The sequence below is a fragment of the Sphingopyxis sp. genome (assembly GCF_034380315.1).
Lineage (GTDB): Bacteria > Pseudomonadota > Alphaproteobacteria > Sphingomonadales > Sphingomonadaceae > Sphingopyxis.
Genome location: NZ_JAXMPB010000002.1, coordinates 448,308 through 471,715, shown reverse-complemented (window position 1 = coordinate 471,715; position 23,408 = coordinate 448,308). Strand labels below are relative to the sequence as shown.

The window sequence follows — 23,408 nt, the reverse complement described above, 5'->3', positions numbered from 1 at the left end:
AACAGTCGGCGGGCAATAGGTGTATGATTCTATCCTGTCAACACTCTATTGCGTAATAATATTGCAAGTTTACCGATAGAATCGGTGGATAATGACTCGGTGTGTCGCGGCCATTCGGCGGGCGGCTGGTGCCGGAACCAGGTGTACTGCCGCTTTGCATATTGCCGGGTCGCCGCCTGGGCCTGTTCGAGCGCCGCCTGGCGCGAATGGGCGCCGGCCAGATGCCCGCCGATCTGGGGCACGCCGATGGCGCGCATCACCGGCAGGTCGGGGTCGAGCCCGCGGGCGAGCAGCGCCTGTGCCTCTGTGAGCGCGCCGCCGTCGAACATCTGGACCAGCCGGGCGTCGCAGCGATCGCGCAGCCATTCGCGCGGCGGCAGCAGGATCAGCGGGGTCAGCGCGACATGATCCGCCACGCCGCCCTCGCGTGCCTGTTGCCAGTCGGCGAGCGGGCGGCCGGTCGATTGCACCACTTCGAGCGCGCGGGCGACGCGGGTGCGGTCGGCGGGGGCAAGGCGCGCGGCGGCGGCGGGGTCGAGGCGGGCGAGCGCGGCATGGGCTTCGGCGACGTCCATCGCGCGGATCGCGGCGCGGATATCGGGATCGATGTCGGGCACCGGCGCTATGCCGAACAACAAGGTGCGCAGGTACAGCCCGGTGCCGCCGACCAGGATCGGCACCTCCTCATCCTCCCACGCCCGGGCCATGGCGCGGCGCGCATCGCCCGCCCAGCGCGCGGCATTATAGGCCGCCGCGCCGTCGACATGGCCGAACAGGCTGTGCGGGACGCCCGCCATTTCCGCCGCCGTCGGGCGCGCGGACAGGATGGCGAGGTCGCGATATACCTGGCTGGCGTCGGCGTTGATGACCTGGGCGCGGCCCAGTTGCTGGGCCAGGGCGACGGCGAGCGCGCTTTTCCCGCTCGCGGTCGGTCCGGCGATCAGGGCGAGTGGGGGGCGGTCGCGGCAATAGGACAAGGAAGGCTTCATGGTGTCGGCCGCGGTGATAGCAGCGACCGACACCGTGCGCGAGATGGCGCGGTACGCGCGCCTGTGCCGCCGGTCAGCGGCGCGCTTCGGTCGCCATGCGCACCGCGAGCCCGGCGAGCACCGTGCCCATCACCCAGCGCTGGATCGTTGCAAAGGTCGGGCGCCGGACAAGGACATGCGCGATCGAGGCCGCGCCGACCACGATGACGAGGTTGACCGCGATGCTGACCACGATCTGCACCGATCCGAGGGCGAGCGCCTGGCGCAATATGCCGCCCCCGTCCGGCGTGATGAATTGCGGCAGCAGCGACAGATACATGACCGCGATCTTCGGATTGAGGAGGTTGGTCAGAAAGCCCATCAGGAACAGCCTGGCGGGCGGGTCGGCCACGAGCGCGCGCACTTCGAAAGGCGACCGGCCGCCGGGCCGCACGGCCTGCCACGCCAGCCAGAGCAGATAGAACGCGCCCGCGATGCGAATCGCGTCATAGGCAAAGGGCACCGCCATCACGAGCGCGGTGATGCCGAAGGCGGCGCAGAGCATGTAGAAGACGAAGCCGAGCGCGACCCCGGCGAGCGACACTATGCCCGCGGCGCGGCCCTGGCAGATGCTGCGCGAGATCAGATAGACCATATTGGGCCCGGGGGTCAGCACCATGCCGAGCGCGACAAGTGCGAAGGCGAGCAGATTGTCGGTATGCGGCATCCAATCCTCCTGATGCGATCCGTGCCCACGCGCGCGCGGCGCGGGGCATTGGTGCTTTCCGTTGCGCCCGATATTCGCGTCGGTCGCAGGGGGCGCGTCGGTCTGGTGCTGGCTGTCGGACTTTGATGCCGCGGCGGCAATGGGCGTGCTTCTTTGCGCCTGTGAACTTCCTCTTCCCCCATGCGCGGCGCGGCGCGAAAGGTGCGGCGGCAAGGGGGCGGGTTAGGGCGACATTCGTTCATTTTCGTTGGCGCGAAAGGCCAAAGCCCTCTTGCCGCTGGGCGTGGGGGCCGCGATAAGGAGGAGGAAGCCGGAATGCCCCGCAGGAAAGAGGAAATGCCATGTTCGTCGCGACGCTGATAGCAGCCGGAAAGCTGACCGACGAAGTGGTGCGCGAGGCCATCGACCGGCTGGATGCGACGGGACATGATGTCGGCGCGCCGCACTGGCTGGACGAACATGACGCCGCCGATATCGTTTTTTCGGGAAGCCTGGTGAGCGCGCGGGCCGAGCTCGCGAAAATGGACCATGGCGCGCTCGACGTCGTCGTCCAGCCGCTGGGCGACCGCACCAAGAAACTGATCATCGCCGACATGGATTCGACGATGATCACCGTCGAATGTATCGACGAACTGGCCGATTATGCCGGGTTGAAGCCCCAGATCGCGGCGATCACCGAACGCGCGATGAAGGGCGAGCTGGATTTCCGCGCCGCGCTGGCCGAGCGGGTCGGCCTGCTCGCCGGGATGGACGCCGCGGTGCTCGACGAATGCCGGCGCGAGCGGGTGCGGCTGACCCGCGGCGCGCGCACGCTGGTCCAGACGATGAAGGCGCATGGCGCCCATGCGGTGCTGGTATCGGGCGGCTTCATGCCCTTTGCCGGGCCGGTGGGCGAGGCGATCGGGTTCGACAAGATGATCGCCAACGAGCTGGAGATCGCGGACGGCAAGCTGACCGGCAAGGTGCTGGACCCGGTGGTCGATGCGGGCGCCAAGCTGGAGACGCTGAACGCCGAGGCGGCGGCGCACGGCCTGCCGCTCGCCGACACGCTGGCGGTCGGCGATGGCGCCAATGACATACCGATGATCACCGCCGCGGGGCTGGGGATCGGATATCGCCCGCACCCCGCCGCCGCCGACGCCGCCGACGCCGCGATCCGCCACCATGACCTGACCGCGCTGCTTTGGGCGCAGGGCTATTCGCGGCGCAACTGGGTGCTGGGATAGGACGCCGCGCCGTCATCGGCGGACGCGCGGTTCAGCGACGGCCCCATTCGCGTCGAATCATGCCCTTCCCCTGAAGGGGGGCTCTGTCAGCGAGGCTATCCGCGAGCGAGGCTATCCTCGGCAGGGATTGCAGGCTGCCGTGAGGCGCGCATGGCCGCAAAAAGAAAAAGGGGCCGCAAGCCGCGACCCCTTTTTTGTCTTTTCGATCTGGCGGCCGGTCAGCGCTGGCCGACCGGAACATAGGAACGCTGCGTCGGCCCGGTATAGAGCTGGCGCGGACGGCCGATCTTCTGCGCGGGGTCCGAGATCATTTCGTTCCACTGCGCGACCCAGCCGACGGTGCGGGCGAGGGCGAAGAGGGCGGTGAACATCGTCGTCGGGAAACCGATCGCCGACAGGATGACGCCCGAATAGAAATCGACGTTCGGGAACAGCTTTTTCTCGACGAAATAATCGTCGTTGAGCGCCATTTCCTCCAGCTGAAGCGCGACTTCGAAAACCGGATCGTTGACCTTCAGCGCCTCGAACACCTCGCGCACCGTTTTCTGCATCACGGTCGCGCGCGGGTCGTAATTTTTATAGACGCGGTGGCCAAAGCCCATCAGGCGGAACGGATCGTCCTTGTCCTTTGCCCGCGCGATATATTCGGGGATGCGTTCGGGGCGGCCGATTTCGCGCAGCATGTTGAGCGCGGCCTCGTTCGCGCCGCCATGCGCCGGGCCCCACAGACAGGCGATGCCCGCCGCGATGCACGCAAAGGGATTGGCGCCCGACGAACCGGCGAGGCGGACGGTCGAGGTCGAGGCATTTTGTTCGTGGTCGGCGTGGAGGATGAAGATGCGGTCGAGCGCGCGTTCGACGGCGGGAACGACTTCATATTCCTCGGCCGGAACGCCGAAGGTCATGCGCAGGAAATTGCCGGTGTAGCTGAGCTTGTTGTCGGGATAGACGAAGGGCTGGCCCACCGAATATTTGTAAGCCATCGCGGCGATCGTCGGCATTTTCGCGATCAGGCGGTGGCTGGCGACCATCCGCTGGTACGGATCGTGGATTTCGGTCGAGTCGTGATAAAAGGCGCTGAGCGCACCGACCACGCCGCACATGATCGCCATCGGGTGCGCGTCGCGGCGGAAACCGCGATAGAAGGTCGCGAGCTGTTCGTGCAGCATCGTGTGGCGGGTGATGGTGTTGTCGAATTTCGCGAGTTCGCCGGCGTTCGGCAGTTCGCCGTTGAGCAGCAGATAGGCGACTTCCATGAAGCTGGAATGTTCGGCCAGTTCGCCGATGGGGTAGCCGCGATGGAGCAGGACGCCTTCGTCGCCGTCGATATAGGTCAGCTTCGATTCGCAGCTGGCGGTCGAGGTGAAGCCGGGGTCATAGGTGAAGGCGCCGGTCTGGCCATAGAATTTGCGGATGTCGACGACGTCGGGGCCCACGGTTCCCGAAAGGACGGGGCTGTCGACGATCTTGTCCCCCAGGGTGATTTTTGCGGTCTTGTCGGTCATGGTTTTTCCCCTGTTATGACGTCGGGAGAGCGAAAACTGCTACGCCCCTGCCGGAAAATTGTGCGCTGCGTCAAGTCGCGCCAGGCTGATGTCGCGCCCCAAGAGCAGAAGCACGTCGAAAATTCCCGGGGAAACCGTTCGGCCGGTCAGCGCGGCGCGCAAAGGCTGCGCCAGCTTGCCGAGCCCCAGTTCGGCGGCTTCGGCCTCGGCGCGTACCGCCGCTTCCAGCTCTTCATTATTCCATTCGGCGAGCGCGCGCAGCCGCTGCGTCACCGCGGCGAGCAGGCCTTCGGGCGCGGCTTTTAGCACCTCTGCCGCCTTTTCGTCCACTGGCAGCGGGTCGGGCTGGAACAGGAAGGTCGCGCCGTCGGCGATTTCGTCGAGCGTCTTGGCGCGCGGCTTGAGCGCCGCCATCGCGCGGGTCAGCAGCGCGCGGTCGTCGGCGCCGAGCGCGCGCCCGACCAGCCGCTCGACGCGCGGCGCAACCAGATCGGCGAGCCGCGCATCGTCGGCTTCGCGCAGATAATGGCCGTTCAGATTTTCCAGCTTCTTGAAATCGAAGCGTGAGGGCGAGCGCCCGACATGGTCGAGGTCGAACCATTCGACCGCCTGTTCGCGGCTGATGATTTCGTCGTCGCCATGCCCCCAGCCGAGGCGGAGGAGGTAATTGTTCACCGCTTCGGGAAGATAGCCCATGGCGTCGCGATAGGCATCGACGCCGAGCGCCCCGTGGCGTTTCGACAGCTTTGCCCCGTCAGCGCCGTGGATCAGCGGCACATGCGCATAGACGGGTTCGCGCCAGTCGGCGTGATATCGGGCCATGGCGCGGATCAGCGCCAGCTGGCGGAAGGCGTTGTTCAGATGATCGTCGCCGCGGATGACGTGCGTTACGTCCATGTCATTATCGTCGACGACGACGCTGAGCATATAGGTCGGGGTGCCGTCGCTGCGCAGCAGGATGAAATCGTCCAGTTCGGCATTCTGGACGGTGACGTCGCCCTGAACGCGGTCGTGGATCGTCACCGCGCCGTCCTGCGGCGCGCGCAGGCGGATGACGTGCGGCGCGGCGGGGTCGCCGTCGCCCCGGTCGCGCCACGGGCTGCGCACGCGGAAGGGCAGGCGCTTTTCCTGCGCCTCTGCCCGCATCGCGGCGAGTTCGTCCTGGCTGAGGTAGCAGCGATAGGCCTCGCCCTTGTCCAGCAGGTCGCGCGCCACCTCTGCATGGCGGTCGGCGCGGGCGAACTGGAACACCGTGTCGCCGTCCCAGTCGAGATCGAGCCAGCGCATTCCGTCGAGAATCGCCGCGATCGCGTCGTCGGTCGATCGCGCGCGGTCGGTATCCTCGATCCGCAGCAGGAATTTGCCGCCGTGGTGGCGGGCGAACAGCCAGTTGAACAGCGCGGTGCGCGCGCCGCCGATATGCAGATAACCCGTTGGAGACGGGGCAAAGCGCGTCACCACGGCGGCACCGTGCGCCTCTGGCGTCGCTTCTGCCGGATTGGTTGGGATTTCGGTTGCCACCAAGGCCTCTTTCACTCAGTTTGCGGCGCGCCGGACGGGACGCCGGACGCGGGATCGGGGCAGCCCCTAGCATGGCGACAAGGCAGCTTCAAACGCCCATTCGCGAAGGCCCGGTGCGCACCGCGCAACGATGGTTCGGGGCGCTGGAGGCGCGGCTGGAGGCCGAGCGCGAACGCATCCCGCTGTGGCTGCCCGTCGCGCTGGGCGCCGGGATCGCGGCATGGTTCGCGTTGCCGATGCGAAGCCAGTGGATCGGGCTGCTCCTCGCGCTGGGCGCCGGGGTGGTTTTCGGGGGATTGATCGGATGGCACCGGCGCAGCGGGCGGGCGATCGCCGCCGCGTGCGCCGTCGCCGCCCTGGGGGTGATACTGATCTGGGGACGCGCGGCGTGGGTCGCGGCGCCGGTGCTGGCCCAGCCCGTCGTGACGGCCTTTTCGGCCGAGGTCGAACGGGTCGAGCCCTTGCCCGCGCGCGGCCAGATCCGCCTGATCCTGCGCCCCGCGTCGCGCCCCGACCTGCCGCCGCGAATCCGCGTGACGGCCCGGACCGCGCAGGCCGCAACCATCCGTCCCGGCGAACGCATCGGGCTGCGCGCCCGGTTGATGCCGCCGCCCACCGCGCGCCTGCCAGGAGGATATGATTTCGCGCGGCGCGCCTGGTTCGACGGGATCGGCGCGGTGGGAAGCGCGCTCGGCGCGATCGCGCGCGCGCCGGGCGCGGGCGACGGCGATGCGCCGCTGCGCGCCCGGCTGAGCGCGCATATCCAGGGCGAGGTGCCGGGATCGGCGGGGGGAATCGCCGCCGCGCTGGTGACGGGCGATCGCGGCGCGATCGCGGACGCCGACGAAGAGGCGATGCGGCGCAGCGGGCTGGCGCATCTGTTGTCGATCAGCGGGCTGCACGTCACCGCGGTCGTCGGTTTTGCCATGCTGTTTTCGATGCGGCTGCTGGCGCTCAGCCGGCGCCTTGCGCTCGGCGGGCTGGTGCTGCCGCTGGCGGCCGCGGTCGCGGCGCTGGCGGGCGGCGGCTATACATGGCTGGCGGGGGGCGAGGTGCCGACGCTGCGCTCGTTCATCGCCGCGCTGCTGGTGCTCGCCGCCTTTCTGATCGGGCGCGAGGCGCTGACCCTGCGGCTGGTCGCGGCGGGCGCGCTGATCGTGCTGTTGTGGCGGCCCGAGGCGCTGGTGGGGCCGAGCTTTCAACTGAGTTTCGCGGCGGTCACGGCGATCATCGCGCTTCACGAAAGCCCGCCGGTGCGGGCCTTCATGGCGCGGCGCGCCGAAGGGTGGGGCCGCCGCCTGGGTCGCGGGGTGGCGGGGCTGCTGCTGACCGGCGTGGTGGTCGAGGCCGCGCTGGCGCCCATCGCGCTGTTCCATTTCCACAAGGCCGGCCTGTACGGCGCGCTGGCCAATGTCGTCGCCATTCCGCTGACCACCTTTGTCATCATGCCCGCCGAGGCGCTGGCGCTGTTGTTCGACAGCGCGGGTCTGGGCGCGCCCTTTTGGTGGGTGGCGGGGACGGCGATCGAGTTGCTGATCGCGCTAGCCCACGGCGTCGCGGGGGCGCCGGGCGCGGTCGCCACCTGGCCCAGCTTTCCGCCATGGGGCTTTGCGCTCGCGGTTTCCGGCGGGCTGTGGCTGCTGTTGTGGCGCACGGGCTGGCGGCGGCTGGGCGCGGTTCCGCTCGCCGCCGGGATGGCGGTGTTGCTGGTCCAGCCCCGGCCCGACCTGTTGATCACCGGCGACGGGCGCCATGTCGCGGCGCGTGTCCCCGATGGCGGCTATGCCCTGCTGCGCGGGCGCGCGGGCGATTATGTTCGCGGCGCGATGGCCGAAACCGCCGGCGTCGATACGCCGCTGCGCGCGCTCGGCGACTTTGCGCATGTCGAATGCAACCGCGATTTCTGTCGATGGCGACAGGCGGTGGCAGGCGGCGGCGCCCGAACGATTCTGGCGGCGCATGGCGGCGACCGTGTCGAGGGGCGCGACATGGCGGCGGCCTGTGCGGCCGCCGACGTCGTGATCAGTCCGCGCTGGCTGCCGCGCGAATGCCGGGCGCGCTGGTTGACGATCGATCGCGACAGCCTGGCCGAAACGGGCGGCATCATCCTTTATCTAAAGGATAAACCCAGCATCGAAACGGTGCTGGGCGGTGCCGGGGATCACCCCTGGCGCACCGCCGAACAGGTCAGTGGTAACGACGAAGCAGTCCCGACAGACGCCCTTGCACGATGACGCGATCGGCGGGGTAGCGTTGCGGTTCATAGGCGGCGTTCGCGGGGTCGAGCCGGATCATCGCGCCTTCGCGGCGGAAATATTTGAGCGTCGCGTCCTGTCCATCGACCAGCGCGACGACGATATCGCCCTCGCGCGCGGTGCTCGCCTTTTGGATCAGGGCATAGTCGCCGTCGAAAATCCCCGCCTCGACCATCGAATCGCCCGATACTTCGAGCGCATAATGTTCGCCCGCGCCGAGCAGCGCGGCGGGGACCGCGAGCTGGTTATGATCCTCGAACGCCTCGATCGGTACGCCCGCCGCGATCTTTCCGTGCAACGGCACCTCGATGATATCGTTCGCGGCAATGGGGCGCATCGCCGGGGCGGGCTTGCGCAGCGGAACGATATTGTCGCGGCTGTCCGGCAGGGACGGCGCCGCGGGCCGGGCGCCGTCGGGCAGTTTCAAAACCTCGAGTGCGCGGGCGCGATTGGGCAGGCGGCGCAGAAAACCGCGTTCCTCCAGCGCGCTGATCAACCGGTGAATCCCCGATTTCGATTTGAGGCCAAGCGCTTCCTTCATTTCCTCGAACGACGGGGAAATTCCGCTCGCGTCGAGCTTTTGCTGGATGAAGTGGAGCAGTTCATGCTGCTTGGCGGTCAACATCGGTCATTCTCCAAGAGGCCGGTATCGGACATAAGGAGAACGATAGTGGAACAGAGCGGAACTTGTCAAGCAATGTCGATAAAATCGGCAAGCGCGCCGGCGGGGCTGGCGGCGGCGCCCGTTTCCTGGACGACCAGCGCGTTGGCGGCGGCGAGCGGCGCGGTGCGGCCGCTGTCCTGTCCGGTAAAGGGGGTCAGCCGCTCTCCGTCGAACAGCGCGCGCAGATAGGCGCGCCGCGTGCCGCCCGCGGCGAGGGGGACGGCGAGCGGCGCGCGGCGCAGCGGCGGCAGCGGCGCCCGCGCGCCCGCGAGATGGCGGACGAGCGGCAACAGGAACAGCGTCGCGGTGACGAAGGCGGAGGCGGGATTGCCGGGCAACCCGAGCAGCAGCGTTTCGCCGATCCGCCCGGCGATCAGCGGCTTGCCCGGCCGCATCGCGACGCGCCAGAAATCGACCGTCCCGCCCGCGTCGGCCAGCGCCGCGCGGACATGGTCATGATCGCCGACCGACGCGCCGCCGATCGTCACGATGACGTCATGACTGCGCGCCAGTTCGCTGATATCACGGGACAATATGGCGCGTCCGTCGCGCACGCGGCGCGGCGGCGCAACCTCGGCGGGAAGCGCCGCGAGCATCGCCGCGAGCATGGCGCCATTGCTGTCGGGGATTTGTCCGGGGGCGAGCGGGGCGCCCGGCGCCACCAGTTCATCGCCGGTCGACAATATGGCAATATGCGGGCGCCCGCCGACCGCGATTTCGGCATGGCCGCCCATGATCGCCGCCGCAATCCCTCCGGGGGTCAGCCGCTCGCCCGCCGCGACAAGGCACGCGCCCGCCGCGAAATCGGACGCGCGGGGCCGGACATGGCGCCCGCGAAACGGCGGCGCCTCGCCAGTCAGCGCCAGAATGGCCCCGTCGGCGGCGACATCTTCCTGCGCGATCACCGTGTCGGCGCCAACGGGCAGCATCGCGCCGGTAAAGATACGCATTGCCTCGCCCGGTGCCAGGGCGCGATCGGGGGCGGTGCCCGCCGCGACCTCGCCGACGATGCTCCACGGCCCCACCGGATCGTCGAAGGCGATCGCATAGCCGTCCATCGCCGCGAGCGGCGCGGCGGGCTGGTCGCGCCGGGCCAAGATATCGTGCGAACTATAGCGCCCAAGCGCCTTGCCATAGTCGATTTTTTCAAAGGCGAGCGATGGGCGCAGCGCCAGCAGCCGGGCCTGCGCCGTTTCGACCGGAAGCAGGCCGGTCACGCCGCGCGCCAGTCGCCCGAGCGGCCGCCGCTTTTTTCGAGGAGGCGGATATCGCCGACGACCATCGCGCGGTCGAGCGCCTTGGCCATGTCATAGAGGGTGAGGAGTGCGACCGACGCGGCGGTCAGCGCCTCCATCTCCACCCCCGTCGGGCCGGTGGTCGCGGCGGTGGCGGTGACGCCGATCCCGTCGTCGAGCCATTCGAAATCGACCCCGACCCGGGTGAGCGCAAGCGGATGGCAGAGCGGGATGAGGTCGGCGGTGCGCTTGGCGCCCATGATCCCGGCGAGGCGCGCGGTCGACAGCACATCGCCCTTGGGCGCGTTGCCGCCGCGGATGGCGTCGAGGGCGGCGGGGGACATGGTGATGCGCCCACCGGCGACCGCGCGGCGCTGTGTCGCGGGTTTGGCGCCGACGTCGACCATATGCGCGGCGCCGGTTTCGTCGAGGTGAGTCGGTTTCAAGGTCATGCGCGGCGAAGGAAGCAATGCGGGGCGCGAAAGGCAAGAGGGATGGTGAAACGGGGCGGACGGGATGCAAGCGGTTGCGGACGTTTCGTATTATGATAGCAAACCATATATGGCAGGGCGCTCAATCCCATTCTTGGCTGCGATTGCGATACTCGGCAATTCGTCCGGGATTTCGGCACAGGAAAGCGATCAAGCGCCAAGCGAGGAGTTCTTCGTGACCGGTGCCTGGTCTGATCGATCCGAGTGCAACCAGAACGTCCCCGGGCGGTCTCCTTTGAAGCTCTGGTGGCTGACTATCAGGCCCTGCGCGGCGAATGTGTTCGCGTGATGGGATACTGGAAGGGCCGCGCATTATTCGGTTCGGCGTCTTCCAGCCTGCGCAGGTCAGTTATGACCCATGATCGCCGCAGCAAGCGCGTTGGCATCTATGCGCGATGGGAAACGGTGGGTGAACCGCCCGAAAAACCAAGGCGGACAATCTTTGTTGGACGAGTGGGCGATTGCGAAACTTTATCGTCCGGCGCGGCTATGGTAATGGGATATTGCCATGATACCGGCGGTCCCATTCTCTTGGTTTCGGAGACTGTCCCGCGCTGAACGAGAAGCGCCAGTCTTTCACCGCCAGACAGTCCCTGCGCCCGTCTTGCCGGGACGGCGGGCGCAGGGAATTCGAAGCCGCCGTCTCCGCCTCCTCAACCCGTTTGCATCGAGCGAAGTCGAGATGCTCCTCGGGCCAGGCGCCGCATCGATGGGTGTCTCGACTTCGCTCGACACGAACGGAAAAGGAGGTGCGTCGGCTATAGACCGGTTGCGACCGAATTCAGGCATCCACTAAGATTTTGCGCGCGCCCAAAGACGACGCTAACGGCATGCCCTGCTTATCGAACATCGGGGGAGCGATAACGGGGAATGTTGGGCGATTATGCACTTTGCGACACCAAGGGGATGTATGGCCCCCAACCAGCAAAAGCTGGTTTTTGAAACCTAGGACTTATCCCGCTTTTGCGGCGGGTAAGAGCTTAGCCGCTTAGCTGGCTGCTCTTCGTCGTCCTGAGGGGCCGCGACGCCAAGAGCTTTGCTCATGATCGCGTCAAACTCCGCTTCCTTCATCTTCATTTGGTCGGCGGGTTCGGTCTTCGTCTTGGGCATACGATACACGTCCTTCCGGTGGTTGATGTCGAGAATCAGCACCTCGTCGGGATTCGATCGCACGACATAGAGGATGCGATAGTCGCCCGAACGCTCACGATACACTGGATCGCCGTCGTCCGTAACCACATCGTGCAGCTTCTTGGAGCCTTGCGGATGCGGGTTAGTGTGAAGCGCCTTCGCCCTCTTTATGACCTGCTTCCGAATTTTCGGTTGCAGCGTCGCCAAGAAATCTAGCGCGCGAGAAGTGAAGGCGAAGCCGACATACGACATCGGCTAGTCTTCCATCATAGCCGCAAGCCGCGCCTCCAGTTCCGCCCCCGAAACTGCCCTCACTGCCCCGCTTCCCAATTCCGCCAGCCGCACGCGTGCCGTTTGGCTGTCGAGTGCGTCTTCTGCATCCTCGATCATCCTGTCTTCGACACGCGCCGCCCGTGCTAGGTAGTCGTCGACACGCGCCAGAAGCTCGTCGGTATGCGGCAAGGGGAAGTCTGCAATGCGGTCCGGTGTCGCCTTCCGTCCGTAGCTGAACCGCCAGCGCTCATTCCGGATCGCGGCGGCGGCTACATACATCATCGAATGCGGGACGCCCTCTTTCGGAAGTAGCAGCATACAATCGTCAGAGACGCCGCACGGCCATTCCTGTACGTGCGCATATGCGATTGATCCGTTGCCCGGCACGGTCACAAATGGCGGCTTCAAAATGTGCTCGAAGTCAAAAAGGCCGTAGCAGCCATTATCGAATTTGGACGACGATATGACCAGCGAGCGGCCCGGCAACAGGCCGTCTTTGCTGTGTAGCTCCTTTTGGCCGTAATAGATGTCGAAGTAGTCGGCGACCGTTCCCTGCTTCACAGATTCAAACTGCCACGGCCTCTTGCGCATGGCTCGCACGTCTAGCGGGTTATCGATGTAGAGCTGGACCAGATCGGCGGCATGGAAGGCGACAAACGAGGTGCGAGCTCGAATGACCTCTTGCGTAGCGTCGTCACTTTCCTCGCCGGTCATCTCCTTGGCGGGAATGTAGGCCCCCGGCCCGAAGCTCGCGTCTTCATCTAGTTGCGACCAACCGCAGATTCCAGGCTCACTTGTTCCAGCCTGAAAATGCGCCAGCATCGTAGGCAGTTCCGAACCTTCGCAAGCCACGCGAACCCCCTTGCGGAGGCGGTAGCCGTCGTTCTCAATGCGGGCGAAGAAGGCTCGCTTGCCCTTGGGGTGGGGGATGCCCTTCCGAAGGTAAACGATGACGGTGTAGGGCTGCGCGTAGGGCTGGAAAAGTTCATCGGGCAGCTTGATAGCTGCCTCAAGCGTGTTGTGCTTCAAGAGCGATTTGCGCCAGTCCGCCTTGTTGCTCTTTACCAGCAGTGAAAGCGGGATCACCGCCGCCAGTCTCGACCCCTGCGCGAGACCTTCGAGCGCCCGCTCGACAAAGGCTTCGGTGGGCGTATCGGTCTTCTTGTGCGGGTAAGGCGGGTTCATCAGCACAACGCTTGCTGTGCCCTTCGGAAACTCCGGCGCATTGAACGCGTCGCCGCGATGCACGCTCGATGAGCCGTCGCCTCGCAAGATCATGTTGGCAACACAAAGCGCCGCCGTGATCGGTTCATCATCGAAACCGATAAGCCGAGTGCTTACGAGCTTCACCATTTCGGAGCGCGAGATTTGATTTTCCCGCGCCACTCGTTCCATCGCGGCGATCAGGAATCCGCCAGTTCCGCACGTCGGGTCAAGCACAACATCGTCAATCGAAACTTCGAGCAAGTCCGCGCAGAAATTGGCAATGTGGCGGGGCGTGAAATACTGCCCAATGGTGTTACCGCCAGCGTAGCGGAAGAAGGTCTCGTAGAGCTGGCCAAGGTAATCGTGTTCGGCGTTGAGCGCCGGGACGTTCAGCCGTTCCAGAATGTTGATGATGCGTCGAGCTTTGACCGCGAGCTTTTCGTTCGCTTCGTCGACGTGAAGGCTCTTGGCGATCTCCCTTTTTCCGGCGCGCCAGAATGCTTGCTCGCACGCTCGGTTGATGTCCGCGAGGATATTCTCGGGGTCTTTGCGAAGGTTCGGAGAGTGCCAGAGCGCTAACATACTCGCCCCAACGACGGCGGGGCGGAGGCGGTCGTTAACATTCGACTCGCGCAACAGGCGGTTGATCTCGTCGGCGAACGTCGCGAGGACTTCGGGACTAGGAATTGTGGGGCGTAGTTCCGGCGATGAAGCCGGAATACGCAAGCGGTCAGCATCCTTACGGTGCGGGATCCAGCTTATTGGGTTGCCTTCATAAGTGATCGGTTGCCAGAGAGAGCCGTTCCACTTGTGAACGCGGACAAGGTAGTCCTCTTCGGCAGTTCCTGCGACCGCGACCGCAAGCGGCGAATAGCCGGCTTCCACGAGCGCAGCGCCATACACGAGCGTCGACTCCCGCACCGCCTTATCGAGATCGGCAGCAGATGCTTTGGCCTCGATGACCAACAACGGCTGAAGCGTCTGGCGGTCGACCAGTACGGCTTCCGGCAAGCCGCGGCCGATCATCGTCACCTTGCTTTTGTTCAGGAACACATCGCACAGATGCGAGTGATCCTTATATTCGTGCTGGCGGAGCATTTCGCCGCTAGGCGGACGCCGAGTATCCCAACCCTGAACGTGAAGCAGTTCGGTTAGAAGAAGCTCGGCTCGGACCTCAGAAACGCGAGCGCGGGCCATTAGCCCGACACCTTGGGTTTATACATCAGGCGCTTCCCCTCTATGCGCCGGATTCCTTCGGCGGTGCGCTCACCGTCCGACGACTTCCGCGTGTTGTATTTGAAATCCAGTTCGGCGGTGTAAAGGTGCAGGTGCTGGCGGCTCACATGATGGTGCGTACCGTCGAGGCTGCGCTTGCTGTTGCCGAAGAAGCCCTCAACCGTGTTGGTGGTGACAGTGCGGCCCGAGCGGTAGTCGTAATAGCCGTACTCTTCCGCCGAATGGTTCACGCGAGCGTGCGATGCGAAGCGCTTGCCGGGCTTCGTGTACAGCGGAGACTCATCAGTGTTGAGATGGGCGTCCTCCGTGACGTGACGGCGCAGAAGCGTATCGATCGTCTTGCTGGTGACGCGTTCCGCAACCGTCGAGCGGACATCGCCGCCGCGTTCCACGAGCGAAACAACGGCGACCTTGTTGCCAGTGTAACCACGGCCTTTGCCCTTGGCCTTGCCGCCAATGTACGTTTCGTCAGCTTCGACCTCACCGCCGAGCAGGCCGTCAGGGCTGGCGTCCTTGAGGGCGTAGCGGATGCGCGCGCACAGGAAGTGCGCGGTCCGGTACGAGCCAAGCTCAAGCTGGCGCTGAAGTTGCAGCGCTGAAATCTGCGTTTTGCTGGCGCACATCATGTAGAAAGCGATCAGCCACTTATGCAGCGGAATGTGCGAGGACTCCATGACCGTCCCAACCGTCACGCTGAAACGGTCGTCGCAGGTGCCGCACTTATACAGCCCCTCGCGAATGCGCGCCTTTTTGTTGGGGGTAAGCGCGTAATGCTTTTCGCCGCTGCCACAATGAGGGCAGACCGGGCCGTTCGGCCAACGCATCCGCTCGAAATAGGCGCGCGCCGCTTCCTCCGTGGAGAACCGGCGCATAATTTCCATAAGAGTCAGATCGTTGGACATGACTCCGAATAGCGAAACCGACTGGTGTCGTCAAGTGCATAATCGCCGATTTATGTTATAAAGATGACGACGACCAAAAAAAGAGGCTATAATGCATAAGAATCTGATAGGCATGTTATTTCTTATTGCAGTCCCTGCATTTATAACATTCGGCCTCGGAAGAATTTGGATATACTTATCTTATATGCCAGTGATTGTTTTCGGTGTGCTGGCGTTTTTCCTAGTAGGAATCTCGTTTCGCTCCGGATCACAATCTGGGATAAATAGCGTATGGCAAGCCCCCCTAATTCTCTTTCTATCTTGCTTACTTGGTGCGGCGTTGGCCTCAAGGGCCGTCTTCTAACGGCGTCTATCACATCTCGTTTGCCGATAAGCGGCCGGACGACTTCCCATCCCAAAGCGGGCGTTTGCTCCGGATGCGGGTGGCGTGCGCGTGGGGCCGGGGGCGGAGGAGCGTGTTTCGCGCCTTCAAGGCGCCGCCCCGTCGTCAGCCTTTGAGCAGCGTCTTGGTCGCCGCAGTCACATCCGTCTGGCGCATCAGGCTTTCGCCGACGAGGAATGTCTGGACGCCGCTGGCCGCGAGGCGGCGGCAGTCGGCGTGGGTCGCGATGCCGCTTTCGCCGACGAGCAAGGTGCCCGGCGGCACCCGCTTTGCCAGGCGTTCGGTGACGGCGAGGTCGGTTTCGAAGGTCTTGAGGTCGCGGTTGTTCACCCCGATCAGCGGCGAGGTGAGCGCCGCCAGCGCGCGGTCGAGTTCGGCCTCGTCATGCACCTCGACCAGCACGTCCATGCCGCGTTCGATCGCCGCCGCCTCGATCTCGCGCATCGCGCCGTCGTCGAGCGCCGCGACGATGATCAGGATCGCGTCGGCGCCGATGCTGCGCGCTTCGGCGACCTGCCACGGGTCGATCATGAAATCCTTGCGCAGCACCGGCAGGTCGCAGGCGGCGCGCGCGGCGACCAGATAATCCTCATGCCCCTGGAACCACGGCGCGTCGGTCAGCACCGACAGACAGGCCGCGCCGCCGGCGGCATAGGCGCGGGCGTGGTCGGCGGGGTTGAAATCGGCGCGGATCAAGCCCTTGGACGGCGAAGCTTTCTTGATCTCGGCGATCAGGGCAAAGTCGCCCGCGGCGATTTTGGCACGCAGCGCCGCGGTGAAACCGCGCACCGGACCGGCATCGACGCGGTCGAGATCGGCGAGCGAACGCAGCGCCCGGCGCGCCGCGACCTCTTCGGCCTTGGTGGCGAGAATCTGGGTCAGTTTGTTCAAGGCGCATATCCCAATGGTTCGTCATGCCGGGGACCGCAGGTCCGCAGCCGTCCGGCGCCTGGCAAGGCCGCCCCGAATGGCGCCGTTTCGCTCGCCATGACGATGATCGCAAGTCGGTTCATCGATAGGCGATCCAGCAGTTGAGCAGCGCGTTCGCCAGCCCCTTGTCGATCGCCTCGGCCGCTTCCTCGACGCCTTCGGCGACGGTTTCGACGACGCCCGCGACGATCAGCGCCATCGCGGCATTGTAAAGCACCGCGTCGCGATAGGCGCCGGGTTCGCCCTGAAGCAGCGCGCGCAGCGCCGCGGCGTTGAAGGCCGCATCGCCGCCCCGGATCGCCGCGATCGGATGGCTTGGCAAGCCGCCGTCGGCGGCGACGCTGCGCTGCATCCGCACACCTTCGCGCGTCACCACCGCGACCTCGTTGCCGCCCGCGAGCGAGAGTTCGTCGATCCCTTCGTCGCCCGAAATGACGCGCGAATGGTCGGTGCCGAGCCGGTGCAGCGCCTCGGCATAGACGGGGACATAGGCAGGGCGCGCGATGCCGATCAGCTGGCGCTGGACCCGCGCCGGATTGGCGAGCGGTCCCATCAGGTTGAAGATGGTGCGCCGCCCGAGCGCCCGGCGGATCGGCATGATGCGCTTCATCGCCGGATGCCGCGTTCCCGCGAACAAAAAGCAGATGCCGAGATCGGCGAGCTGTTCCTGCGCCATGCGGTCGGCGCGGTCCATGTCGAGGCCGAGCGCTTCCAGCGTGTCGGCGGCGCCCGATTTCGACGATGCAGCGCGGTTGCCATGCTTGGCGACCGGCACCTCGCACGCCGCGACGACGATCGATACGGCGGTCGAGACGTTGAGCGTGTGGTGGCCGTCGCCGCCGGTGCCGCAGACGTCGATGGCGCCCGCCGGCGCGTCGATCGGGATCAGCCGGTCGCGCATCGCCTGCGCCGCAGCGGCGATTTCGACCATGGTTTCGCCGCGATCCGACAGCGCGGCGAGGAAGGTCGCGACCTCTTCGTCGCTGCCGCCGCCGTCGAGCATCGTGGCAAAGGCCGCGGCAGCCTCGTCATCGGCGAGAAGGTTCGTGGGATCGGGAAAGGGGCCGAAACGGCTCATGCCCCGGGCCGCCCGGCGACCGGCAGCCCGGCGCTGCGCAGGAAATTGGCCAGCATGTCGTGGCCATGTTCGGTGGCGATGCTTTCGGGGTGGAACTGGACGCTGTGGATCGGCAGATCGACGTGGCGGAACCCCATCACCGCGCCGTCGTCGCTGGTCGCGTTGATCGCGAGGCATGCGGGAATGTCGACGACTTCGAGGCTGTGATAGCGCGTCGCGGTGAGCGGCGAGGGCAGGCCGGCGAACAGGCCGCTGCCGTCGTGGCACACCGGCGATGTCTTGCCGTGCATCAGGTGCCCGCGCTGGACGATGCCGCCGAAATGCTGGCCGATCGCCTGATGCCCCAGGCACACGCCGAGCAGCGGGCGCGCGGCGTCGGCGCAGGCGGCGACGAGGTCGAGGCTGATGCCCGCTTCATTGGGCGTGCACGGGCCGGGCGAGATGAGGATCGCGTCGGCGCAGCTCGCCAGCGCTTCGGCGGCGGTCAGCGCGTCGTTGCGTTCGACGCGCACCTCTGCGCCCAGCTCGATCAGATAATGAACGAGGTTGAAGGTGAAGCTGTCGTAATTGTCGATGACGAGGATCATGGCGACCTACTGCCCATATCCGGGGGTGACGGCAAGGCGGACCGCCTCGCGCGCGGCGGCGAAGAGGGCGCCCGCCTTGGCTTCGCATTCGCGCTGTTCATAGGCGGCGTTGCTGTCGGCGACGATGCCCGCGCCCGCCTGGACGTGCATTTCGCCATCCTTGACGATCGCGGTGCGCAGCACGATGCAGCTGTCCATATTGCCGTCGGGGGCGAAATAGCCGACGCCGCCCGCATAAGGTCCGCGCGCATCGGCCTCCAGCTCGGCGATGATCTGGCAGGCGCGCACCTTGGGCGCGCCGCTGACCGTCCCGGCGGGGAAGCCCGCGAACAGCGCGTCGATCGCGTCCTTGTCGGGCGCGATGCGGCCGATGACGTTCGAGACGATGTGCATGACGTGGCTGTAATATTCGACCGTATAGCTGTCGGTGACGGTCACGCTGCCGCCCGCCGCGGCGCGGCCGACGTCGTTGCGGCCAAGGTCGAGCAGCATCAGATGTTCGGCGCGTTCCTTGGGATCGGCGAGCAGCGATTCGCGGTTCTCGGCATCCTCGGCGCTGGTGCGGCCGCGCGGGCGGGTGCCGGCGATCGGCCGGATGGTGATTTCGCCGTCGCGCACCCGGACGAGGATTTCGGGCGACGAGCCGATGAGGGCAAAGCCCGGCAGGTCGAGGAAATAGAGGAAGGGCGACGGGTTGATCCGCCGCAGCGCGCGGTAAAGGTCGAAGGGCGGCAGGTCGAAGGGCGCCGAAAAGCGCTGCGACAGCACGACCTGAAAGACATCGCCCGCCGCGATATATTCCTTTGCCGCCGCAACCATGCCCGCATAGGTTTCGGGGCTGGTCGCCGGGGTCGAGACGATATCCTCCGGCAGGCATTGGGTGACGGCGCGTTCGCCGTGCACGCTGGCGCTGGAGAGCCGCGCGGCGATGCTATCGAGGCGGTCCTGCGCGGTTTCGATCATCCGGTCGATCGGGGCCGCCGGGTCGGGCCAGATCGGCGCGATCAGGAAGAGTTCGTCGGCCAGCCGGTCAAAGACGAGCAGGATCGTCGGCCGCACGAACACCATGTCGGGCAGCGCGAGTCCCGCGCCGGGCGCACGCGGGATGCGTTCGACCAGGCCGATGGTTTCATAGGCAAAAAAGCCGACGAGGGTGGCGAGCGCCTTGGGCAGCCCTTCGGGGACGTCGAAGCGGCATTCGGCGACAAGATCGCGGAGCGCCTGGAGCGCGGGGCCGGGCAGGGGGGCAAAGGCATCGCGGTCGCGGCGCCAGTCGCGGTTGATCCGCGCGGTGTCGCCCGTGACATCGAAAAGCAGGTCGGGGTCGAGGCCGATCAGGCTGTAACGACCGCGCGTTTCGCCGCTTTCGACCGATTCCAGAACCCAGTCGCCGCGTCCCGGCTCGATCAGCTTGATCGCCGCCGAAACCGGGGTTTCGACATCGGAGATCAGCCGCTGCCAGACGACGGCGCCGCGCCCCTGCGCCAGCGCCTCGAGCGCCGCGGCCTTGCCTTCGAGGCTCATCGCCCGCGCTATTCGGCGACCGGCGCGGTGCCGGAGAGTTCGCGGCGCAGCTGGTCGACCAGATCCTTGTTGATCGTGACCCCGGCGCGGCGCTTGGCCTCTGCGATCAGCTGTGCGACCATTTCATTGCCGAAGGCGGGGGCGAGCGGCTGGGCGATCGCGGCGGCGCGCGCCGGATCGATATCCTTCGCCGACGGGCGGTCCACCTCGGTCAGCGAGATCACCATCCAGCCGCGATTGCCGGGCATTTCGAGCGTCTTCACGCTGCCCTGTGCCATCGAGAAGAGCAGCGACAATTCGGGGGGCACGGGCTGGCCGTTCTGGCCCAGCTCGCCGCGGCGGCCGCCGATCGTCTGGACGCTGCCGATATTGGGGCCGGCGGTGCCGATGGCCGCGGCCAGCGTCTGGCCGCCCTCGACCGCCTTGACGATCGCGCGGGCCTTGTCGCGCGCAATCTTCTGCCCTTCGGCAAAGCGCCATTCGGAGAGCAGGTCGCCGCGGATCTGGGCAAAGGGCGGCGGCGCCGCCGCCACGATCGTTTTCACGGCATAGACGGCGAATTTTTCATTCTCGACCAGCGTGGCGAGCTGCCCTTCGCCTTCACCGCCGGCCTGAAACGCCTGGGCGATCATCGGGGCGAGTTCGGGCGGCAGGGCAAAGGCGGGCTGTGCCGGGGCGCGGCCATTGGCGAGCAGCGCGGGGGTTTCGACGACGGCAAGCTTGCGGTCGGCCGCGACCTCCTCGATCGAGGCGCCGCCGTTCACGGCGTCCTGAAGATTGTTGTAGAAGTCGACGATCGTTTCGTTCGCCTTGTTCTTGGCCAGTTCGGCACGGATTTCGGCAGCGGCGTCGGCCTGGCTGCGCGCCGGGACGGCGGTGACATCCTCGACGCGGGCGACGGCCCAGCCAAGGCCGGTCTGCGTCGGGCCGAGCACGTCGCCGCGCTGGGCCGCGAAACCCGCCTTGGCGGCTTCGGCGCTGCTGGTCGCGGCATAGGCCGACTGGGTGAGCGGGCCGGTGGTCGATGCCGAAAGGCCGACCGCCTGGGCCGCCGCGGCAAGCGTGCTGCCCCCGCGGACCTTGGCGGCGATGCCGTTCGCGGTCGCCTGATCGGGGGCGATCACCTGCGCAAAGCGGCGGGTTTCGCTGGCCTGATAGCGCGCGGCGTTGGTCTTGTAATATTCGGCGACCTCGGCGTCGGTGACGGCGGGGACCGGAATCATGCTGCGGTCGAAAACCGCATATTGCAGCACGCGCCGTTCAGGGACGGTGAACTGGGCGCGGTGCTGCGACAGATATTTCTGGAGCGCGGCGTCGCCCGGATCCTTTTGCGGCGCAAAGGGGCTCGACGGGATGAACACGGCCTGGCCGCTGCGCCGTTCGAGCAACAGCGCGGCATAGGGCTGGGCCATCGCGGGCGCGATGCGCGGCATCGACCCGATCGGCACGACGATCTGTTCGGCGAGCAATTGTTGCCGCACGTCGCGGCGGAAGCTGGCTTCGTTGATATTATTGTCGCGCAGGAAGGATTCGAAGCGAATCTGGTCGAACTTGCCCGAGACGCCCGCGAAAATCGGAAGGTCGGCGATCTGGCCGTCGACCTGGCGCTTGCTGACGCCATAGCCGAGATCGGCGGCGAGCTGTTCGAAGGCCGCGCTCTGGATCAGTTCGTCGAGCACCTGATCGACGCCGCCCGATTCGACGAAGGCCGCCATGGTCAGCGTCGGCTGGTTCTGCCGCGCCTGGTCATAGGCCAGCCGGACGCGGTCGCGCAGTTCGCCGACCCCGATGTCGGTGCTGCCGACCCGCGCCACATTCGCGCCGCCAAGGCCGCCGAAAGACGAGCTTCCCGTCACATCGCCCAGGGCAAAGGCCACGCCGACGAGCGCGACGAAAGCCAGCGCAAGGAATTTGCCGATGGCGGAACTGAAAAGGCGGCGAATGGCGGTGATCATGAAATGCTGTTCTTTCGGGCCGGGCGCGAAGCGCAGTTGCGCGCTGCTTTAGGCGGGCCGGGGCACGGCATCAAGGCGGGAAAGGGCGTTTTTGCCAAGGGCTTTCCCGCAACCTTGCACCGTCCGCCCCCGGCGGCGCCCCCTTGCCACCAGCCGCCACGGCCCGCTAGGGCGCGGGGAATTGTAGCGGACAAGCACGGGAGCGAAGGAAATGGCGCGGCGCAAATATGTGGTCGGCAATTGGAAGATGAACGGGCTGACGGCCTCGCTGGACGAAGCGAAAGCGATTTTCGCGGCGGCGGCGGAGCATCCGGCGGTCGATGTCGCGCTGTGCCCGCCCTTTACGCTGATCGGCGCGATGGCGGCGGCGGCACAGGGCGCCGCCGTGGGCGGGCAGGATTGCCACAGCGCCGCATCGGGCGCCTTTACCGGATCGGTCGCGGCATCGATGCTGGTCGATGCGGGCGCCGGGCTGGTGATCGTCGGCCACAGCGAACGCCGCGACGGCTTTGGCGAGACCGACGCCGATGTGAAGGCAAAGGCAGAGGCGGCGCTGGCCGCCGGCCTGTCGGTGATCCTGTGCGTCGGCGAACCCCATGCGGTGCGCGAATCGGGTGCGGCGATCGACCATGTGCTGGCGCAGGTTCGCGAATCGCTGCCCGATGATTTCGACCGGTCGCGGCTTGCCATCGCCTATGAACCCATCTGGGCGATCGGCACCGGGCTGGTCCCGACGGTCGAGGATGTCGCGGCGATGCACGGATCGATCCGCGCCGCGCTGTCGGAGCGGATCGGCGCCGGGGCCGCCGAATTGCGCATTCTTTACGGCGGATCGGTCACGGGCGACAATGCGGCCCAATTGCTGGATGCGGGCGACGTCGACGGCGCGCTGGTCGGCGGCGCAAGTCTGACCGCCGCCAAATTCGTGCCGATCGTTGCGGCGGCGGCTGCACTCGCGGGTTGAAGCGCGGCGCCTTCATCTCTATGTGCGCCGCGGGCGCGGCCCGTTTGAGGGCGCGCAAGTTCGGGAAAATTCGATGTCCAATCTCTTCACCTTCCTGCTCGTTGTCCAGGCGCTGGTCGCCGCGGCGATGATCGCGGTCATCCTGATGCAAAAGTCGGAAGGTGGCGGCCTGGGTGTCGGCGGCAGCCCTGCGGGCCTGTTGTCGGCGCGCGGCGCGGCGGATTTCATGACCCGGGCAACGACGGTCCTGGCAACCCTGTTCGTCGGCCTGTCGATCGTGCTGGCCGCCATGGCGGCGGCGGGACGCAGCGGTTCGACGATCGATACCTCGCTTTCCAAGACCGCGCAGCAGTCGAGCGGCACGGCGGCACCGTCGTCGCTGACCGGCCCCGCACAGCCCGCCGAAGGCGCCCCGGCCGCTGCGCCGGCGGTAGCGAGCGACGATCCGCTGGCGGCGGCTGCCGCCGCGGCGGCGGCACAGAATGCCCCCGCCCAGGCGGCTCCGGCGCAGGACGCCCCGGCGGCACCGCCCGCCAAAAAATAACCCCGGCGGCCTCGGCCACCTGTTTCAGCCCGCGCGACGGCGGAATTTTTTCCGCCGTTTGCGATTCGACGGCTTGCGCCGTCCCCCTCCTGTTGAGTAAGTCT

19 protein-coding genes are annotated in these 23,408 nt (G+C 66.5%); 4 read left to right on the top strand and 15 right to left on the bottom strand.

The window, feature by feature from the left end; genetic code table 11:
• Nucleotides 1-29 precede the first annotated feature (29 nt).
• Both miaA and U0S50_RS05290 read right to left on the bottom strand, forming a co-directional pair.
• Nucleotides 30-989, bottom strand: a complete 960-nt coding sequence (gene miaA, locus U0S50_RS05295) for a tRNA (adenosine(37)-N6)-dimethylallyltransferase MiaA (RefSeq protein WP_322307714.1) — start codon at nucleotides 987-989, stop codon at nucleotides 30-32.
• Between the two features lie 73 nt (nucleotides 990-1,062).
• Nucleotides 1,063-1,695, bottom strand: a complete 633-nt coding sequence (locus tag U0S50_RS05290; RefSeq protein ID WP_322307713.1) for a LysE family translocator — start codon at nucleotides 1,693-1,695, stop codon at nucleotides 1,063-1,065.
• 341 nt (nucleotides 1,696-2,036) lie between these two features.
• Between U0S50_RS05290 and serB the strand changes: the two genes are divergently transcribed.
• Nucleotides 2,037-2,921, top strand: coding sequence for a phosphoserine phosphatase SerB (gene serB / locus U0S50_RS05285; RefSeq protein ID WP_322307712.1), 885 nt, complete (start codon nucleotides 2,037-2,039; stop codon nucleotides 2,919-2,921).
• A 218-nt stretch (nucleotides 2,922-3,139) separates the two neighbouring features.
• On the opposite strand, the gene U0S50_RS05280 is transcribed toward serB, so the two are convergent.
• Complete coding sequence (locus U0S50_RS05280; protein WP_322307711.1) at nucleotides 3,140-4,426, bottom strand: citrate synthase; 1,287 nt, start codon at nucleotides 4,424-4,426, stop codon at nucleotides 3,140-3,142.
• Between the two features lie 39 nt (nucleotides 4,427-4,465).
• Nucleotides 4,466-5,947 (bottom strand): glutamate--tRNA ligase, encoded by a 1,482-nt coding sequence (gene gltX / locus U0S50_RS05275; protein WP_322307710.1) that lies wholly within the window; start codon nucleotides 5,945-5,947, stop codon nucleotides 4,466-4,468.
• A gap of 71 nt (nucleotides 5,948-6,018) precedes the next feature.
• Between gltX and U0S50_RS05270 the strand changes: the two genes are divergently transcribed.
• Nucleotides 6,019-8,181, top strand: coding sequence for a ComEC/Rec2 family competence protein (locus U0S50_RS05270; RefSeq protein WP_322307709.1), 2,163 nt, complete (start codon nucleotides 6,019-6,021; stop codon nucleotides 8,179-8,181).
• On the opposite strand, the gene lexA is transcribed toward U0S50_RS05270, so the two are convergent.
• From lexA to U0S50_RS05215, 11 genes are all read right to left on the bottom strand, one after another.
• Nucleotides 8,135-8,827 carry a transcriptional repressor LexA gene (gene lexA / locus U0S50_RS05265; RefSeq protein WP_322307708.1) on the bottom strand — a complete coding sequence of 231 codons (693 nt, stop codon included), beginning with the start codon at nucleotides 8,825-8,827 and terminating at the stop codon, nucleotides 8,135-8,137. The two genes, U0S50_RS05270 and lexA, sit on opposite strands and share 47 nt — an antisense overlap.
• A gap of 65 nt (nucleotides 8,828-8,892) precedes the next feature.
• Nucleotides 8,893-10,083 carry a molybdopterin molybdotransferase MoeA gene (locus U0S50_RS05260; RefSeq protein WP_322307707.1) on the bottom strand — a complete coding sequence of 397 codons (1,191 nt, stop codon included), beginning with the start codon at nucleotides 10,081-10,083 and terminating at the stop codon, nucleotides 8,893-8,895.
• Entirely contained in the window at nucleotides 10,080-10,553 is a 474-nt protein-coding gene (moaC, locus tag U0S50_RS05255; RefSeq protein ID WP_322307706.1) for a cyclic pyranopterin monophosphate synthase MoaC, read from the bottom strand. Before moaC ends, U0S50_RS05260 begins: the two co-directional genes overlap by 4 nt.
• A 984-nt stretch (nucleotides 10,554-11,537) precedes the next feature.
• Nucleotides 11,538-11,975, bottom strand: a complete 438-nt coding sequence (locus tag U0S50_RS05250) for a type II toxin-antitoxin system RelE/ParE family toxin (protein ID WP_322307705.1) — start codon at nucleotides 11,973-11,975, stop codon at nucleotides 11,538-11,540.
• A 3-nt stretch (nucleotides 11,976-11,978) separates the two neighbouring features.
• The gene (locus U0S50_RS05245; RefSeq protein WP_322307704.1) at nucleotides 11,979-14,300 is read right to left on the bottom strand and encodes an N-6 DNA methylase; all 2,322 of its coding nucleotides are present in this window, start codon (nucleotides 14,298-14,300) and stop codon (nucleotides 11,979-11,981) included.
• 98 nt (nucleotides 14,301-14,398) lie between these two features.
• Nucleotides 14,399-15,310 carry an IS1595 family transposase gene (locus U0S50_RS05240; protein ID WP_322307852.1) on the bottom strand — a complete coding sequence of 304 codons (912 nt, stop codon included), beginning with the start codon at nucleotides 15,308-15,310 and terminating at the stop codon, nucleotides 14,399-14,401.
• A gap of 517 nt (nucleotides 15,311-15,827) precedes the next feature.
• A complete protein-coding gene (gene trpC, locus U0S50_RS05235; protein WP_322307703.1) occupies nucleotides 15,828-16,613 on the bottom strand; it encodes an indole-3-glycerol phosphate synthase TrpC in 786 nt (261 codons plus the stop codon).
• 118 nt (nucleotides 16,614-16,731) lie between these two features.
• Nucleotides 16,732-17,730 carry an anthranilate phosphoribosyltransferase gene (trpD, locus tag U0S50_RS05230; RefSeq protein ID WP_322307702.1) on the bottom strand — a complete coding sequence of 333 codons (999 nt, stop codon included), beginning with the start codon at nucleotides 17,728-17,730 and terminating at the stop codon, nucleotides 16,732-16,734.
• Nucleotides 17,727-18,317 carry an aminodeoxychorismate/anthranilate synthase component II gene (locus U0S50_RS05225; protein WP_322307701.1) on the bottom strand — a complete coding sequence of 197 codons (591 nt, stop codon included), beginning with the start codon at nucleotides 18,315-18,317 and terminating at the stop codon, nucleotides 17,727-17,729. Before U0S50_RS05225 ends, trpD begins: the two co-directional genes overlap by 4 nt.
• 6 nt (nucleotides 18,318-18,323) lie before the next feature.
• Nucleotides 18,324-19,841: an anthranilate synthase component I family protein gene (locus U0S50_RS05220; RefSeq protein WP_322307700.1), complete on the bottom strand. Its 1,518-nt coding sequence runs from the start codon at nucleotides 19,839-19,841 to the stop codon at nucleotides 18,324-18,326.
• A gap of 8 nt (nucleotides 19,842-19,849) precedes the next feature.
• Nucleotides 19,850-21,796 carry a peptidylprolyl isomerase gene (locus tag U0S50_RS05215; protein WP_322307699.1) on the bottom strand — a complete coding sequence of 649 codons (1,947 nt, stop codon included), beginning with the start codon at nucleotides 21,794-21,796 and terminating at the stop codon, nucleotides 19,850-19,852.
• Between the two features lie 211 nt (nucleotides 21,797-22,007).
• Between U0S50_RS05215 and tpiA the strand changes: the two genes are divergently transcribed.
• Both tpiA and secG read left to right on the top strand, forming a co-directional pair.
• The gene (tpiA, locus tag U0S50_RS05210; protein ID WP_322307698.1) at nucleotides 22,008-22,760 is read left to right on the top strand and encodes a triose-phosphate isomerase; all 753 of its coding nucleotides are present in this window, start codon (nucleotides 22,008-22,010) and stop codon (nucleotides 22,758-22,760) included.
• Between the two features lie 73 nt (nucleotides 22,761-22,833).
• On the top strand, nucleotides 22,834-23,304 hold the full coding sequence (secG, locus tag U0S50_RS05205) for a preprotein translocase subunit SecG (protein ID WP_322307697.1): 471 nt from the start codon (nucleotides 22,834-22,836) through the stop codon (nucleotides 23,302-23,304).
• Nucleotides 23,305-23,408 lie beyond the last annotated feature (104 nt).

Excerpts from the sequence above, each read along its gene's own strand:
- miaA (WP_322307714.1), bottom strand. The coding sequence starts at position 989 with ATGAAGCCTTCCTTGTCCTATTGCCGCGACCGCCCCCCACTCGCCCTG.
- U0S50_RS05290 (WP_322307713.1), bottom strand. The coding sequence starts at position 1,695 with ATGCCGCATACCGACAATCTGCTCGCCTTCGCACTTGTCGCGCTCGGC.
- serB (WP_322307712.1), top strand. The coding sequence starts at position 2,037 with ATGTTCGTCGCGACGCTGATAGCAGCCGGAAAGCTGACCGACGAAGTG.
- U0S50_RS05280 (WP_322307711.1), bottom strand. The coding sequence starts at position 4,426 with ATGACCGACAAGACCGCAAAAATCACCCTGGGGGACAAGATCGTCGAC.
- U0S50_RS05270 (WP_322307709.1), top strand. The coding sequence starts at position 6,019 with ATGGCGACAAGGCAGCTTCAAACGCCCATTCGCGAAGGCCCGGTGCGC.
- lexA (WP_322307708.1), bottom strand. The coding sequence starts at position 8,827 with ATGTTGACCGCCAAGCAGCATGAACTGCTCCACTTCATCCAGCAAAAG.
- moaC (WP_322307706.1), bottom strand. The coding sequence starts at position 10,553 with ATGACCTTGAAACCGACTCACCTCGACGAAACCGGCGCCGCGCATATG.
- U0S50_RS05250 (WP_322307705.1), bottom strand. The coding sequence starts at position 11,975 with ATGTCGTATGTCGGCTTCGCCTTCACTTCTCGCGCGCTAGATTTCTTG.
- U0S50_RS05245 (WP_322307704.1), bottom strand. The coding sequence starts at position 14,300 with ATGCTCCGCCAGCACGAATATAAGGATCACTCGCATCTGTGCGATGTG.
- U0S50_RS05240 (WP_322307852.1), bottom strand. The coding sequence starts at position 15,310 with ATGCGCCGGTTCTCCACGGAGGAAGCGGCGCGCGCCTATTTCGAGCGG.
- trpD (WP_322307702.1), bottom strand. The coding sequence starts at position 17,730 with ATGAGCCGTTTCGGCCCCTTTCCCGATCCCACGAACCTTCTCGCCGAT.
- U0S50_RS05225 (WP_322307701.1), bottom strand. The coding sequence starts at position 18,317 with ATGATCCTCGTCATCGACAATTACGACAGCTTCACCTTCAACCTCGTT.
- U0S50_RS05220 (WP_322307700.1), bottom strand. The coding sequence starts at position 19,841 with ATGAGCCTCGAAGGCAAGGCCGCGGCGCTCGAGGCGCTGGCGCAGGGG.
- U0S50_RS05215 (WP_322307699.1), bottom strand. The coding sequence starts at position 21,796 with ATGATCACCGCCATTCGCCGCCTTTTCAGTTCCGCCATCGGCAAATTC.
- tpiA (WP_322307698.1), top strand. The coding sequence starts at position 22,008 with ATGGCGCGGCGCAAATATGTGGTCGGCAATTGGAAGATGAACGGGCTG.
- secG (WP_322307697.1), top strand. The coding sequence starts at position 22,834 with ATGTCCAATCTCTTCACCTTCCTGCTCGTTGTCCAGGCGCTGGTCGCC.